Source organism: Streptomyces mesophilus (assembly GCF_011044995.1).
GTDB classification, from domain to species: Bacteria; Actinomycetota; Actinomycetes; order Streptomycetales; family Streptomycetaceae; genus Streptomyces; species Streptomyces mesophilus.
In genome coordinates this window covers 49438-64500 of sequence record NZ_JAAKZW010000008.1, presented here as the reverse complement: position 1 = coordinate 64500, position 15063 = coordinate 49438, and the positions used below count along the sequence as shown (strand labels likewise).

Below are 15063 nucleotides of genomic sequence, written 5' to 3'. Positions count from 1 at the left end.
TCGCGATCAGATGACCACTTCGACGCCCTCGCCCGGGGCTTTACCTGACGCCCGTTCGGACTCCAGAGCGTTCTGGAGGATCACCACAGCGGCAGCCTGGTCGATGACAGAACGACCCTTTTTGGACTTCACGCCCGAGGCGCGCAGTCCCTGACTGGCCGTCACTGTGGTCATCCTCTCGTCCACCAGGCGTACGGGAATCGGTGCGATCCCCTTCGCGAGCTCCTGGGTGAAGGCCCGCACCTTGGCCGCGGCCGGACCCTCGCCCCCGTTCAGGGAGCGAGGCAGTCCGACCACCACCTCGATGGGTTCGTACTCCTCGACGAGCTGCTTGAGCCGACGGTGGGCGGCCGGGACATCGCGTCCCGGCACGGTCTCCACCGGGGTGGCGAGGATCCCGTCGGGGTCGCACGAGGCGACCCCGATCCGGGCGTCCCCGACATCGATCGCCAGCCGGCGACCGCGCCTCAAAAGTGTCATCAGGCGGTCTCGGCCACGAGGCGTTCGACGGCGGCCATGGCCTCGCCGATGGCGGCCGGGTTCTGGCCGCCGCCCTGGGCGACGTCGGGCTTGCCGCCACCGCCGCCGCCGAGGGTCTTGGCGGCGGTGCGCACCAGGTCGCCGGCCTTGAGGCCGCGCTCGCGGCCCGCCTCGTTGGTGGCGATGACGGTGAGCGGCTTGCCGTTGACCGTGGTGAACAGGGCGACGACGGCCGGACGGTCGCCCGGGATGCGGCCGCGCACGTCGAGGACCAGCTTGCGCAGGTCGTCGGCGCCGGTGCCGTCGGGCACCTGACCGGTGACGAGGGCGACGCCCCGTACATCCTGGGCACCCTGGGCGAGGCCGCCGGCGGCCTGCAGGACCTTCTCGGCGCGGAACTTCTCGATCTCCTTCTCGGCGTCCTTCAGCTTGCCGAGCATGGTGGAGATCTTCTCCGGGAGCTCCTCGGGGCGGCCCTTGACCAGTTCCTGGATCTGGGCGACGACCGTGTGCTCACGGGCGAGGAAGTTGTACGCGTCGACACCGACGAGTGCCTCGATACGGCGCACACCGGAGCCGATCGAGGACTCGCCGAGCAGCTTGACCAGGCCGAGCTGTGCGGTGTTGTGGACGTGCGTACCGCCGCACAGCTCCTTGGAGAAGTCGCCGATGGTGACGACGCGCACGCGCTCGCCGTACTTCTCGCCGAACTCGGCGATGGCGCCCTGCTTCTTGGCCTCGTCGATGCTCATGACCTCGGCCTGGACGTCGAGTTCACGCGAGAGGACTTCGTTGATCTTCTGCTCGACGTCGGTCATGACGGCCGTCGGGACGGCGGACGGGGAGCCGAAGTCGAAGCGGAAGCGGCCGGGCTGGTTCTCGGAACCGGCCTGTGCGGCCCCCGGGCCGAGCGCGTCGCGCAGTGCCTGGTGGGTGAGGTGCGTGGCCGAGTGCGCGCGGGCGATGGCGCGGCGGCGGGTCACGTCGATGACGGCCTGGGCCGGGGCGCCGAGGGTGACCTCGCCGACCTGGACGACGCCCTTGTGCACGTAGACACCGGGCACGGGCTTCTGGCAGTCGCGGACCTCGACGACGGCGCCGGAGTGCAGCCGGATCTTGCCGGTGTCGCCGATCTGGCCGCCGCCCTCGGCGTAGAACGGGGTGCGGTCGAGCACGATCTCGACCTCGTCGCCCTCGACGGCGGCGGGCGAGGGCACGCCGTTGACGAGGATGCCGACGACCTTGGACTCGCCCTCCAGGGACGTGTAGCCGATGAAGTCGGTGGCGCCGGCCTCGTCCGCGATCTCGCGGTAGCCGGACATGTCGGCGTGACCGGTCTTCTTGGCCTGGGCGTCGGCCTTGGCGCGGTCGCGCTGTTCCTTCATCAGGCGGCGGAAGCCGTCCTCGTCCACCGAGAGGCCCTGTTCGGCGGCCATTTCGAGGGTGAGGTCGATCGGGAAGCCCCAGGTGTCGTGGAGCAGGAAGGCCTTGTCGCCGGCGAGGACCGTGCCGCCGGCGGCCTTGGTCTCGGTGACGGCGGTGTCGAGGATGTTCGTGCCGCCCTTGATGGCCTTGAGGAAGGCGGCCTCTTCGGCGAGCGCGACGGTCTCGATGCGCTTGCGGTCGGTGATGAGCTCCGGGTACTGCAGGCCCATGGTGTCGATCACGACGCCGATGAGGTCGTTGACGACCGGCCCGGTGGCGCCCATCAGGCGCATGTTGCGGATGGCGCGGCGCATGATGCGGCGCAGGACGTAGCCGCGGCCCTCGTTGCCGGGGGTGACGCCGTCGCCGATGAGCATCGCCGAGGTACGGATGTGGTCGGCGACCACGCGCAGCGAGACGTCCGAGCCCTGTTCGGCTCCGTATCGGACGCCGGTCAGCTCGGTGGCCTTGTCCATGACGACACGGAGGGTGTCCGTCTCGTACATGTTCCGCACGCCCTGCAGGATCATGGCGAGGCGCTCGAGACCGAGACCGGTGTCGATGTTCTGCGAGGGCAGGTCACCGAGGATCTCGAAGTCGTCCTTGCCGGTGCCCGGGCCGCGCTCGTACTGCATGAAGACCAGGTTCCAGATCTCCACATAGCGCTCGTCGTTGACGGCCGGGCCGCCCTCTTCGCCGAACTCGGGGCCGCGGTCGTAGTTGATCTCGGAGCAGGGGCCGCAGGGGCCGGGGACGCCCATGGACCAGAAGTTGTCCTTCTTGCCCAGGCGCTGGATGCGCTCCTTCGGTACGCCGACGACCTCGTGCCAGATGCGCTCGGCCTCGTCGTCGTCGAGGTAGACGGTGATCCAGAGCTTCTCGGGCTCCAGGCCGTAACCACCCTTGTCCTGGGGGCTGGTGAGCAGCTCCCAGGCGTACTTGATGGCGCCTTCCTTGAAGTAGTCGCCGAAGGAGAAGTTGCCGCACATCTGGAAGAACGTGCCGTGCCGCGTGGTCTTGCCGACCTCTTCGATGTCCGGCGTGCGCACGCACTTCTGCACGCTGGTCACGCGCGGGGCCGGCGGCTTGGTCTCGCCCAGGAAGTAGGGCTTGAACGGCACCATGCCGGCGGGGACGAGGAGCAGCGTCGGGTCGTCTGCGATCAGCGACGCCGACGGCACGACCTTGTGCCCACGCTCCTCGAAGAAGCTCAGCCAGCGGCGGCGGATTTCAGCCGACTCCATCAGTGGTCCTCATTCCGGTTGTACGTGTACGAGCCGTTCTCGTACGTCGAGTTCGGGTTCTTCTTGTCCTGCTTCGCGGCAATCAGCTTGTGGTTCTCGATCGCGACCACACGCCGCTGCGGGGGCAGTTCGGCGTCCGGGTCGTGTTCGAGGCCGAGCGCCTCGCCGAGTTCGGCCTCGCGCTGGGCCATGCCGTCGCGGACGTCGAGTGCGAAGTCCTTGAGGCGGTGGCCCGCGTCGATCGCCTTGTTCGCGGCCTGGGCCGCGAGGCTCTCGGGGGTCAGCTGCTTGATCTTGCGATTGACCTTGGTGGTGGCCCACACGCCGGCGGCTGCGCCCGCGGTGAACCAGAAGGTACGGCGGAACATGGCTGCGTCAGTCCCTCGCGTTCCTGTCGTTCCGCTTGCCCCGGCGGGCGGCAGGCACCGCCCGGCCCACGATCACGGTACGCCTGGGTGCCTTGCGCGGCACGTCCGCGTCGCCCTTGCGCCCGGCGACGGCCCGCCGCACCCCGTATCCGAAGGCCGCGACCTTCACGAGGGGGCCGCCGAAGGTGGAGGCGACCGTGGTGGACAGCGCGGAGGCGTTGGAGGTGACTTCCTGGACGTCCGTGGCGATGGCGTCGACCCGGTCGAGCTGGGTCTGCGCGGAGCGTACGGTCGCCGAGGCGTCGGAGAGCAGCGGCACGGCCTGCTCGGTCACGTCCGCCACGAGCTTGGTGGTCGCCTTGAGCGTCTGCGCGAGTCTCGCCAGCGCGACGGCGAGGAACGAGACCAGGATCGCCCAGAAGACGGCCACAAGAATCCCGGCCACCTCTCCACCGGTCACGCTGCACCGCTCTCTGCTGTCGGGGCCCGGAGCGCTGAGCTCCTGGGGGCTTGCGAGCCTTGTCGGCCATTGGATAAGTCGTCGTCAGACCTTATCGCGCCGCGCCTGGCGGACCGTACCGGATTCCCGCTCACCGCGAGGGGAGTTGCGGGATCCGATTGTACGGAGTGCGCATGGCTGAGTACGCTGCGTTCCCCATGCGACGGTCTCAGCGCCCTTTGCCGGGCCCGCCCTCAAGCAATCTCCCTCTGGAACTCGACACCTTCGTCGGACGCACGACCGAACTGGCCGAGCTCGCCGCCCTGATGGGCGCGGCGCGGCTGATCACGGTGGTCGGCCCCGGCGGTGTCGGGAAGTCCCGCCTCGCGCTGCGGGCGGCAGGGGTGCGCCGCGGGCAGGCCGACGGCGTCTGGCTGCTGGAGCTGGCGTCGGTACGCGAGGCGGATCTGGTCGAGCACGCGCTCATCGAGACGTTCGGTCTGACCGACCACACCGGGCGCCCGCCCCGGTCCGTCCTGCTCGACCATCTCGCCGACCGTGAACTGCTGCTCGTCATCGACGGGTTCGAGCACCTCGCCGACGCCTGCGGCCCGCTGGTGCGTGACCTGCTGCGCCGCTCCCCCGGGCTCACGGTGCTCGCTGCGGGGCGCCGCGCGCTGAACGTCGAGGGCGAGCGCGTGCTCGCGCTCGGCCCGCTGCCCGAGCGGGACGCGGCCGCCCTGCTCGTCGAACGTGCGGCTCTGACCGGCCCCGTCGCCGAGGACGACGCTCTGGTCGAGGTCTGCCGTCGCCTGGACGGCATCCCGCTGGCCGTGGAACTGGCCGCCGGCCGGCTGCGTGCCCTGTCCCCGGAGCAGCTGCTCGAGCGCCTCGACGACCGTTTCGCGCTCCTGACGGGCGGCAGCACCGGAGCACTCCCCCGCCACCAGACCCTGCGGACGACGATCGGCTGGAGCCACGAGCTCTGCAGCCCCGTCCAGCGTCTGCTCTGGTCGCGCCTGTCGGTGTTCTCCGGCCCGTTCGATCTCGATGCCGCGGAGTACGTGTGCGGCGGTCACGGTCTGCCCTCCGAGGACGTCCTCGACGTACTCGGCGAGCTGCTCGACCGGTCCGTCCTCACCCGCGAGGAGTCACCGACCGGTGTGCGCTACCGGATGCTCGACACCGTGCGGGCATACGGCGGTGAATGGCTGGAGTCGACCGGGGACGGCGGCCGGATGCGGCGTCGGCACCGCGACTGGTACATGGGCCTGGCCACCTGGTGCGAACTCGACTGGTTCTCACCGCGGCAGGCCGCCGTCGCCACCCGTATCGAGAGTGAACTGCCCAATCTGCGGACCGCGTTGGAGTTCTGCCTGACCGAGCCCGAGGAGACCCATCTCGGTCAGTATCTGGCGGGCACGCTCTGGTTCTACTGGGTCGGTTGCGGCCGTCTCGCGGAAGGCAGGCACTGGCTGGACCGCAGTGTCGAACTCGACGGCGCCGAGGACTATCCGGAGTCCCGCCTCAAGGCGCTGTGGGTGCTCGGTTACGTGGCGATCCTGCAGGGCGACACCGTCGACGCACTGGCCGCGTTGCAGGAGTGCCGCGACGAGGCCGACCGCACCGGCAACCCCCTGGCCGCCGCGTACGCCATCCATCGCACCGGCTGTCTCGCGCTGATCTCCGACGACATGGAGCGCGCGGAGCTGCTGATCCGCGAGGCCATCGAGCGCTACCGGGAACTCGGCGAGCTCAACAGCAATGTGCTGATGGGGCAGGTCGAGCTGGCCATGTCCCTGGTCTTCCAAGGGGACTTGGCGGGTGCGCTGAGGCTGTGCGAGGAGGTCGAGGAGATCTGCCGCGAGCACGGTGAGCGCTGGACGAGGGCGTACGCGCTGTACGTGCTGGCCTATGCGGCCTGGACGCGCGGCGAGTTCGTGCACGCCCGCGCACTGCTGCGCGAGTGCATCACGATCGACCACGCCTTCCACGATCTGGTGGGCCTGGTGCTCGCGATCGAACTGCTCGCCCTGGTCACGGCCAGCGAGGGCGACCCCGCCGAAGCCGCCGTACTGCAGGGCGCCGCCGAGCCGGTGTGGGGTTCGGTCGGTCTGCCGCTGTTCGGCTCGGGCTACTTCAGCTCGCCGCGCGCGCTGTGTCAGCAGCAGGCGGGCGAGCTGCTCGGGCGGGCTCGGTACGAGAAGTGCATCGCGAAGGGCAAGGCCCTCACGCTCGACGAGGCGGTGGAGCGCGCGCTGGCCTCGCAGCGGCCCCCGGCCCCGCACACGCCGCAGGTGAGTGTGCCGCGCCCGGGCCGCGCAACGCGAAAGCCCGCCGGCTCCCCCACCAAGGGCGGGGAAGCGGCGGGCTGACCGCTGAAGGGTCCTACGCGCGCTGGATCAGCGGGCGTAGTACTCGACGACGAGCTGCTCGTCGCAGATGACCGGGATTTCCTTGCGGTTCGGGTCACGGTCCAGGCGGAAGGCCAGGGCCTTCAGGTTGACCTGGAGGTAACGCGGGGTCTCGCCGTCGGGGGCGAAGCCACCCTCACGCGCGACCTGGAACAGCGGCTTCTCACGCGAGCGCTCGCGGACGGTCACGACGTCGTCGGGACGGACGCGGAACGACGGCTTGTCGACCTTGCCACCGTTGACCTGGATGTGACCGTGCACGACCATCTGACGGGCCTGGTAGATGGTGCGGGCGATGCCCGAACGCAGGACCAGGGCGTCGAGACGGCGCTCGAGCTCGATGACCAGGGCCTCACCGGTCTTGCCCTGCGTCTTGGCGGCACGCTCGTAGGCGCGGACGAGCTGACGCTCCGAGACGTCGTACTGGGCGCGCAGACGCTGCTTCTCGAGCAGACGGACCTTGTAGTCCGAGGTCTGCTTGCGGCCACGGCCGTGCTCGCCCGGCGGGTACGGACGGGCCTCGAAGTACTTGACGGCCTTCGGCGTCAGCGCAATGCCGAGCGCACGAGACTTCTTGACCTTGGGACGCGACTGGTTAGGCACGTTCTCCAGACCTCCGAAATAGGTTAGGTTAGGCTCACCTTACTTAAGGAGACCGCATGTCTCGCCCAGGGAAAACCACACCCATCACGGACAGCACGAAGAACGCCGATGCAGCCCCTGAGGGACCTATGCACACACAGGACCAGGGCGTCGAAGGCATCGACATGACGGCGGGCCGATCAGATCGTGGTCAGCCGCATCCCAGCAGGCTTGAAGTCGCCCGACTGCCGTCAGCAGCCGAACGCACACGAACTCTCGTACAGAGTACATGCTCGGCGGTGGTGCTTGTCCCGGGCGCCGTCCGCGCACCCCAGGACCTGCTGATGCCGCTGGCCCGTGAGGTCACGCCCGAAGGGGACATCCACCTGCTGTTCCCGGCGGACGCACCGCCGGTACGAGCGGCGACGCACGCACAGGACGACGAGCTGTCGGCCGTGCTTGAGCTCACAGACGTGGCCCCGGTGGCCGTCCCTCAGCGTATCCGGGGACGGGCCTGGCTGTCGGGCTGGCTGACGCGCGTACCCGGGCAGGCCGAACCGGGGCGGATGATGCTGCGGCTCGAGCTCGGCGAGATCTCGGTCGACGACCTGTGGGGCTCGGCCAAGGTGGAACCGGAGGCGTTCGCCGCCGCGGCCGCCGATCCGCTCGCCGAGCACGAGGCCGAGCTCCTGCAGCATCTGCACGCGGCCCACGGCGACCAGGTCCAGCTCCTCGGTTCCCTGCTCGGCACCCGGGTCGGCCTGACGCGTACGGAGCGGGCGGTGCCGTTGGCGCTCGACCGGTTCGGGCTGCGGATCCGCTTCACCGGCGAGGGTCAGTGCTTCGACGCGCGCTTCGACTTCCCCGAGCCGGTACGGGACATCACGGATCTGCGCCGCGCGATGCACCAGTTGTTCACGGCCGCGGCGAACTGAAGTCACCGGCGTGCGGGGACACCGGACGCTCGAAGAAGGTCTCCAGGGCGACCGTGGCCTGTGTGCCGCTGACGCCGTCGATCGCATAGATCCGGCGCAGCACGTCCTGGAGCTGCTCGGTGGTCGCGGTCCTGACCTTGACCAGAACAGAGGCGCTGCCGGCGATGATGTGCGCCTCCAGGATCTCGGGGATCGCCGCGAAGTCCGCGCCCGAATCCCCCATCCATGCGGCCGAGTCGACCATGACGTACGCCAGTACACCGGCGCCCAGCGCCGTCGGGTCGACGTCCACGGTGGTGCGACGGATGACGTCGCGTGCCCGCAGCTTGCGCACCCGCTCATGAGCCGCGCCCGCGGAGAGGCCGACCGCCTCCCCCAGCGCGGCGTAGGACTGCGTGGCGTCCTGCTGCAGCTGCACCAGCAGCGCGCGGTCAATGTGATCCACAACTCTCCCTTCGGCGTTCCCTTGTCTGGACCATAGCTCATCCTGCAATCTGCTCATCGAACCGAATGCTGTTCAGTGAGGAGCGGCTCGGTGCAGACCGGGAGGGGTCCCATGGCAGTCGATGAGCGTCCTTCGCTGTACGAGATGTTCGACGAGCGGTTCCGCACCGGGCGGTGCATGAACGGGGACGCCGATCTGGAGGTCCTGTTCACCGGGTGCCGTTGGGCGGAAGGGCCCCTCTATGTGCCCGCGTGGCGTCAGGTGATCTGGAGCGACATCCCCAACGACCGGATGCTGCGGTGGGACGAAGAGACCGGAGCCGTCAGCGTTTTCAGGCGCGGCGCCGGGCACACCAACGGCAACACACTCGACCGCCAGGGCCGGCTGGTCACCTGCGAGCAGGGCAACAGGCGGGTGAGCCGTACCGAGCACGACGGGACCGTCACGGTCCTGGCCGACCGCTGGCAGGGCAAGCGGCTGAACAGCCCGAACGACGCGGCGGTGAAGTCCGACGGCTCGGTCTGGTTCTCCGACCCGGACTTCGGCATCACCAGCGACTACGAGGGCTACCGGGCCGAGAGCGAGATCGGGGCCAACAACGTCTACCGGATCGACCCGGACAGCGGTGAAGTGCGCCTGGTCGCCGACTGTTTCGGGGCGCCGAACGGTCTGGTCTTCTCCGCCGACGAACGGCAGCTGTTCGTCTCCGACACCAGGGCCGGCTTCATCCGCGTCTTCGACGTACGGGAGGACGGCAGCCTCTCGGACGGCAAGGTGTTCGCCGAGGCACGGGCGGGCGCCCGGTTCGACAATCTGCGCTTCGACGACGGCGGCCGGCTGTGGGCCGCCGCGATGGGCGACGGGGTGCACTGCTACGACCCGGACGGCACCCTCATCGGCCGGCTCGTGGTCCCCGAGGACGTCGCGAACATCTCCTGGGGCGGCGCCAAGCGCAACCGCCTCTTCGTCACGGCGGAGACCAGCCTCTACTCCGTGGTCATGGGTGTCACGGGCATCCATCCGACCGGGCCCGGGTACCAGCCGTACCGCTGACGCGTACCGCTGACGAGCTCTACTTGCAGGTCGCGAGCAGGTCCTGGAGAGCGAGCTTCTCGGGGGCCGTGACCGTCAGCTTGTACTTGGCCTTGATGCCGGTCCAGCGGCGGGCGTACTCACACCAGTACGCCTGCCGCGGCGGCTTCCACTTGTCCGGGGTCTGACTGCTCTTGGCGGTGTTCGTCTCCTTGTCGGTCGCAAGGAGTACGTCCAGGTCGTTGGCGTAGTTGAGGCGCTGCTGCGGAGTCCAGGTCCAGGCCCCCGCGCGCCAGGCCGCGCCGAGCGCCACGATGTGGTCGGTCTCGATCTGCGAGGCGCGGCGGTAGTAGTACGGGAGTTCCTTGCCGGAGTACGGATCGGCCAAGGTGCCGGAGACCACGACGCACGGATTGCGGTCGCCTTCCTTGAGGTTTTTCAGGTCCCGGCGCAGGACGTCGTCGCGGGTGTCGCAGCCGTTGCGGCCGCCGGGGACATCGACCGCGTCCGACCAGGTCTCGCCGAACTCCGCCCTTTTGTACGTCTCCCAGTTCTTCCCCCACGCCACGGAGAGCTTGGCCAACTGCGCCCGGGCAGTCTTGGCGTCGGGCGGGAAGCCCTTGCTCGCGAGGGTCTGGGTGGGGGTTGGCGTGGGAGTCGGCTTTTCCGTCTTCGCCGGTGGCGTCTTCCCTGTGGGCGACGCGGTGTTGAAGCGGCCCTCGGCCCGTTCGACCTGGAGCGGGGTGCAGCCCGCGGCCACGGTCAGCGCCGCGGACGCGGCGAGCAGCAGCGCGCGGAACCGCCCGCGTCGTCCTGCCGTGCTGCCTGCCATGTCGCCGAGCGTAGGCGGGGGTGACGGCTATCGCCCGTCGGCCGGTCCCTCCGGGCCCCTCTCGCCGGTGAGCCGCTCGCGCACGCGGTCGACCACATCCGCGTACCGGGCCTCGGCTCCGTAACGCGTCGGCTGGTAGTAGCGCTTGTCCTTGATCGCGTCGGGGGCGTACTGCTGAGCGGCGATTCCACCCGGCACATCGTGCGGATATACGTAGCCCTGCGCGTGGCCCAGCTTGGCCGCGCCCTTGTAGTGCCCGTCGCGCAGGTGCGGCGGTACGGGTCCGGCGAGCCCCTTGCGTACGTCCTCCATCGCGGCGCCGATCGCGATCGTGGCCGCATTGGACTTGGGGGCGAGGGCCAGCGCGATCGTGGCGTGGCTGAGGGTGAGGGCCGCCTCAGGGAAGCCGATCATCGCGACCGCCTGGGCCGCGGCCACGGCCGTGGGCAGGGCGGTGGGGTCGGCGAGCCCGATGTCCTCGCTCGCGGAGATCATCAGACGGCGGGCGATGAACCGGGGGTCCTCACCGGCCTCGATCATGCGGGCCAGGTAGTGGAGTGCGGCGTCCACGTCGGAGCCGCGGATGGACTTGATGAGCGCGCTGGCCACGTCATAGTGCTGGTCGCCGTCGCGGTCGTACTTCACCGCGGCCCGGTCGACCGACTCTTCAAGGGTCTGCAGGGTGATCTCCTGCTCGCCCTTCGCGAGGGCCGCACCGGCGCCTGCCTCCAGCGCGGTGAGCGCGCGGCGCGCGTCGCCGCCGGCGATGCGCAGCAGATGGGCCTCGGCGTCCTCGGTCAGGGTGACCGCGCCGCCCAGGCCGCGCTCCTCGGTGAGGGCGCGCTGCAGCAGACCCTTGAGGTCGTCGTCCGTGAGCGGTTCGAGGGTGAGCAGGAGCGAGCGGGACAGGAGCGGGGAGATCACCGAGAAGTACGGGTTCTCGGTGGTGGCCGCGATGAGGGTGACCCAGCGGTTCTCCACCGCGGGCAGCAGGGAGTCCTGCTGGGCCTTGCTGAAGCGGTGGATCTCGTCCAGGAAGAGGACCGTCTCCTTGCCGTAGCCCCCGGTCGCGCGGCGGGCGCCCTCGATGACCGCGCGCACTTCCTTGACGCCCGCGGTGATGGCCGAGAGCTCGACGAAGCGCTTGTTGGTGGCCTTGGAGACGACGTAGGCGAGGGTCGTCTTGCCGATGCCGGGCGGGCCCCAGAGGAACACGGACGAGGGTCCCGCGGGACCGCCGCTGCCCTCGCCGACGAGTCGGCGCAGCGGTGATCCGGGCTTCAGCAGATGCCCCTGGCCCACGACTTCGTCGAGGGTGCGCGGACGCATCCGCACGGCAAGGGGACTGCCGGCCGGGTCCTTCTCCTGGCGCTCTTCGGCGGCAGCGGTAAACAGATCGGGCTCCACGACGCCAACCCTAGGTCACAGGTCTGACAACCCGGCCAGAAATACCCCCGGGGGTACCCATGATACGGTGGGGGGTATCGGGGCAAAGGGGGCTAGCGAAGCGGAAAGCGTCAGGAGTGGCTGCAATGAAGGTGATCGTCATCGGTGGTGTCGCCGGCGGGATGTCCGCGGCGACCCGGCTGCGCCGGCTCGACGAGCGGGCCGAGATCGTGGTCCTGGAGCGCGGCGCCCACGTCAGTTACGCGAACTGCGGGCTGCCGTACTACCTGGGCGGCACCATCGAGGAGCGCGACGCCCTGCTCCTGCAGACCCCCGAGTCGCTCGCCGCCCGCTTCCGCATCGACGTGCGGGTGCGCAACGAGGTGGTCCGGATCGACCGCGCCTCCCGCACGGTCGAGGTCCGGGACTTGACCACCGGCCGCACTTACGAGGAGTCGTACGACCGCCTCGTCCTCAGCCCCGGCGCGCGGCCCTTCGTCCCCGACGTCCCGGGCATCGAGCGCGCCCACACGCTGCGGGACGTGAGTGACGCCGACCGGATCGCCGAGGCGCTCGCGGGCGACGTCCGCAGCGCCGTCGTCATCGGTGGCGGTTTCATCGGTGTCGAGGCGGCCGAGAACCTGCGTGAACGCGGCCTGGACGTCACGCTCGTGGAGCTCGCCGACCAGGTCCTCACCCCGCTCGACCCCGAGATGGCCGCCCCGGTCGCGGACCGGCTGCGCACCCATGGCGTACGGGTCGAGCTCGGCGCGCAGGCCGCGAAGGTGCCCGCCGGCAGCGTGGAGCTCACCGACGGCCGGTCGCTGCCCGCCGACCTCGTCCTGCTCTCCATCGGGGTCCGTCCCGAGACCTCCCTGGCCCGCGACGCCGGACTCGACCTCGGCCCGCGCGGCGGTATCGCGGTCGACGAGACGCAGCGCACCAGCGATCCGGACATCTACGCGGTCGGCGACGCCGCCGAGAAGCGGGACGCGCTGACCGGCGAATCCGTCCTCGTACCGCTCGCGAACCTCGCCAACCGCCATGGCCGACTGGTCGCCGACGCGATCGCCGGGCGCGAGGTGCGGGCGCGGGCCGCCACGTCCACGGCCGTCGTGCAGGTCTTCGACCTCACGGCGGCCGCCACGGGCTGGAACGAGAAGCGGCTGCGGGCGGCGGGCCACCCGTACCAGGCGATCCACCTGCACCCCGGTTCGCACGCGGGCTACTACCCGGGCGCCTCCCTGATCGCGCTCAAGGTGCTCTTCGACCCGCGCGACCAGCGCATCCTCGGGGCGCAGGCGGTCGGCGATGACGGGGTGGACAAGCGCATCGACGTGATCGCCACGGCCATGGCCGGCGGCCTGACCGTCTGCGACCTGGCGGATCTGGAGCTCGCGTACGCACCGCCGTACGGTTCGGCCAAGGACCCGGTGAACATGGCCGGCTTCATCGCCGAGAACCTCACCAACGGCACTGCCCGCACCGTGCAGTGGCATGAACTCGACGGAGCCGAGGGCACACTGGTCGATGTCCGCTCCCCCGCCGAGCACGCCGCCGACGCCATCCCGGGCGCCGTGAACATCCCCCTGGACGAACTGCGCGACCGCGCAGCCGAACTGCCCGAGGGCAAGCTGATCGTCCACTGCCAGGTGGGGCTGCGCGGGCACAACGCCCAGCGTCTGCTCACCGGGCTCGGCCGCGAGGCGGTCAACCTCGACGGCGGATACGCGACATGGGCTGCGGGGCGGTCGGCCACGGCTGCGTGATCTCGTACGACTTCGGCGCCTCATCCCCGTACCACCGCAAGAAACCGCGTACCACCGCAAGAAGCCGCACGAAGCCCCACCCGACAACCAGGGAGAATCCCCCATGAGCCTGCCCCTCACCCCCGCCGAACTCGACGCCAAGGACACCGGCACGACGCTGATCATCGACGTCCGCGGCCCCGGCGAATACGCCGCAGGACATGTCCCCGGCGCCCTCAACCTGCCGCTGGACAGCCTTCCCCAGCTGCTCGACGAGGTGCGTGCGGCCGCCGCCAGGCGCGAGTTGATCGTCGTGTGCGCCGCCGGGATGCGCTCGTCGACCGCCTGCGCGCAGCTCGCCGCGGCGGGGATCGAGGCGCGGAGCCTCGACGGCGGCACCGACGCCTGGCGGGCGGCGGGCCTGCCCGTCGAGACCGCCGCGCTGCCGGAGCGGAACGTGTGGGCCATGGACCGGCAGGTGCGGTTCACCGCCGGATCGCTTGTCCTGGTCGGGCTCGCCGGCTCCCTGGTCACGCCCTGGGCGGCGCTGCTCTCCGCCGGGATCGCGGGCGGGCTCGTCTACTCGGGCGTGAGCAATACCTGCGGCATGGCCGTCATGCTCGGCAAGCTCCCCTTCAACCGTCCGCAGCCCGCGGCTCTCGCGCCCGTACGCGAGGCGCTGCAGAACGCCTGAGCGCCCCACGCCGGACCGACAAGGAGCCGCATATGAAGGTCAACGAAGACACCCGGACCCCCGTCCTCAACCGGCTGCGCCGCGCGCAGGGTCAGCTGGCCGGGGTGATCGCGATGATCGAGGACGGGCGGGACTGCAAGGACGTGGTGACCCAGCTCGCCGCCGTATCGCGTGCGCTCGACCGGGCCGGGTTCAAGATCATCGCCTCGGGGATGCGGGACTGCGCGGGCGCCGCCGAGTCCGGCGAACAGGCGCCGCTCACCGAGGAGGAGCTGGAGAAGCTGTTCCTGGCGCTGGCTTGACCAGGTACTGGCGCCGGCCTGACCAGGACGCTCAGCTGGTCCAGAAGTCCCACCAGCGGGTCAGGATCAGCATGCCGATGATGCCGATGTGCATCACCGGCAGCACCCAGGTGAACTCGTCGAGGAAGCCGCGCAGACCGCGCGGCGCGGGCAGCAGGCCGTGCCGGACGTTGTGCGAGGTCGTGTACCAGAACATGGTGATCGTGGCGACCCAGGCCAGGCAGCACCACAGGCACAGCGAGTTGATGTTGTACAGGGACTGGTACATCAGCCAGGTGCAGAACCCGACACCGAAGAGCATCCCGGCGTTCATCGTCAGCCAGTACCAGCGCGGGAAGCGGGCGCGGGCGAGCAGGCTCACGCCGACACAGACGATGATCGCGTACGTGACCAGGCCGAGCATCGGGTTGGGGAACCCGAAGGCCGAGGCCTGGTCGCTCTTCATGATGTTGCCGCAGGACACCACGGGGTTGAGGCTGCAGGCCGGGGTGAAGTTCGGGTCCTCGAGGAGCTTGAACTTGTCGAGGGTGATCACCCAGGAGGCGAGCAGTCCGGCGAGGCCGGTGATCACAAGGAGGATCGCGTAGGCACGGCTGCCGCCGACGCCCTCTCCGGCCGGTGCGGGCCGCGGACCCTCGTCGATGGCGCTGTCGCGTTCCGTGGTCGTCTTGCTCATCGCACCGTTTCCATCACTTTCGGGAGTCTGCGGTGGGGTCATTGTGCCGTACGAACCTTGG

At 70.0% G+C, this 15063-nt stretch carries 15 protein-coding genes; 6 read left to right on the top strand and 9 right to left on the bottom strand.

The genetic code is table 11. The features are described 5' to 3' along the window. Positions 1-6 precede the first annotated feature (6 nt). From ruvX to G6045_RS04945, 4 genes are read right to left on the bottom strand one after another with little or no spacing between them, the layout of a single operon-like run. Positions 7-480 (bottom strand): Holliday junction resolvase RuvX, encoded by a 474-nt coding sequence (ruvX, locus tag G6045_RS04960; protein ID WP_165330552.1) that lies wholly within the window; start codon positions 478-480, stop codon positions 7-9. Beyond that, the gene (alaS, locus tag G6045_RS04955; protein WP_165330551.1) at positions 480-3149 is read right to left on the bottom strand and encodes an alanine--tRNA ligase; all 2670 of its coding nucleotides are present in this window, start codon (positions 3147-3149) and stop codon (positions 480-482) included. Before alaS ends, ruvX begins: the two co-directional genes overlap by 1 nt. Further along, positions 3149-3517 (bottom strand): DUF6167 family protein, encoded by a 369-nt coding sequence (locus G6045_RS04950; RefSeq protein WP_165330550.1) that lies wholly within the window; start codon positions 3515-3517, stop codon positions 3149-3151. The genes alaS and G6045_RS04950 overlap by 1 nt, the downstream gene beginning before the upstream one ends. A gap of 7 nt (positions 3518-3524) precedes the next feature. Beyond that, the gene (locus tag G6045_RS04945; RefSeq protein WP_165330549.1) at positions 3525-3977 is read right to left on the bottom strand and encodes a DUF948 domain-containing protein; all 453 of its coding nucleotides are present in this window, start codon (positions 3975-3977) and stop codon (positions 3525-3527) included. Positions 3978-4150: 173 nt separating this feature from the next. On the opposite strand from G6045_RS04945, the gene G6045_RS04940 reads away from it, so the two are divergent. Then, complete coding sequence (locus G6045_RS04940) at positions 4151-6331, top strand: ATP-binding protein (protein ID WP_408056297.1); 2181 nt, start codon at positions 4151-4153, stop codon at positions 6329-6331. Positions 6332-6358: 27 nt separating this feature from the next. On the opposite strand, the gene rpsD is transcribed toward G6045_RS04940, so the two are convergent. After that, complete coding sequence (gene rpsD / locus G6045_RS04935) at positions 6359-6973, bottom strand: 30S ribosomal protein S4 (protein WP_052577478.1); 615 nt, start codon at positions 6971-6973, stop codon at positions 6359-6361. A 224-nt stretch (positions 6974-7197) separates the two neighbouring features. Here rpsD and G6045_RS04930 point away from each other — a divergent pair, with 224 nt between their 5' ends. Beyond that, complete coding sequence (locus tag G6045_RS04930; RefSeq protein ID WP_165330574.1) at positions 7198-7887, top strand: DUF2470 domain-containing protein; 690 nt, start codon at positions 7198-7200, stop codon at positions 7885-7887. On the opposite strand, the gene G6045_RS04925 is transcribed toward G6045_RS04930, so the two are convergent. Next, complete coding sequence (locus tag G6045_RS04925; protein WP_165330548.1) at positions 7868-8332, bottom strand: Lrp/AsnC family transcriptional regulator; 465 nt, start codon at positions 8330-8332, stop codon at positions 7868-7870. The two genes, G6045_RS04930 and G6045_RS04925, sit on opposite strands and share 20 nt — an antisense overlap. Positions 8333-8443: 111 nt before the next feature. Between G6045_RS04925 and G6045_RS04920 the strand changes: the two genes are divergently transcribed. Then, positions 8444-9385, top strand: a complete 942-nt coding sequence (locus G6045_RS04920) for an SMP-30/gluconolactonase/LRE family protein (RefSeq protein WP_165330547.1) — start codon at positions 8444-8446, stop codon at positions 9383-9385. Positions 9386-9404: 19 nt separating this feature from the next. Here the strand turns inward: G6045_RS04920 and G6045_RS04915 are convergent, their stop codons facing one another. Together G6045_RS04915 and G6045_RS04910 are read right to left on the bottom strand one after the other, a co-directional pair. After that, positions 9405-10196, bottom strand: a complete 792-nt coding sequence (locus tag G6045_RS04915) for an HNH endonuclease family protein (protein ID WP_165330546.1) — start codon at positions 10194-10196, stop codon at positions 9405-9407. 27 nt (positions 10197-10223) lie between these two features. Then, positions 10224-11603, bottom strand: a complete 1380-nt coding sequence (locus G6045_RS04910) for a replication-associated recombination protein A (protein ID WP_165330545.1) — start codon at positions 11601-11603, stop codon at positions 10224-10226. Between the two features lie 125 nt (positions 11604-11728). Between G6045_RS04910 and G6045_RS04905 the strand changes: the two genes are divergently transcribed. From G6045_RS04905 to G6045_RS04895, 3 genes are all read left to right on the top strand, one after another. Next, a complete protein-coding gene (locus G6045_RS04905) occupies positions 11729-13351 on the top strand; it encodes an FAD-dependent oxidoreductase (protein WP_165330544.1) in 1623 nt (540 codons plus the stop codon). A gap of 103 nt (positions 13352-13454) precedes the next feature. Next, the gene (locus tag G6045_RS04900) at positions 13455-14024 is read left to right on the top strand and encodes a rhodanese-like domain-containing protein (protein WP_165330543.1); all 570 of its coding nucleotides are present in this window, start codon (positions 13455-13457) and stop codon (positions 14022-14024) included. A gap of 32 nt (positions 14025-14056) precedes the next feature. Then, a complete protein-coding gene (locus G6045_RS04895; protein WP_165330542.1) occupies positions 14057-14326 on the top strand; it encodes a metal-sensitive transcriptional regulator in 270 nt (89 codons plus the stop codon). 31 nt (positions 14327-14357) lie between these two features. On the opposite strand, the gene G6045_RS04890 is transcribed toward G6045_RS04895, so the two are convergent. Continuing rightward, on the bottom strand, positions 14358-15002 hold the full coding sequence (locus tag G6045_RS04890; RefSeq protein ID WP_165330541.1) for a vitamin K epoxide reductase family protein: 645 nt from the start codon (positions 15000-15002) through the stop codon (positions 14358-14360). Positions 15003-15063: the final 61 nt, after the last annotated feature.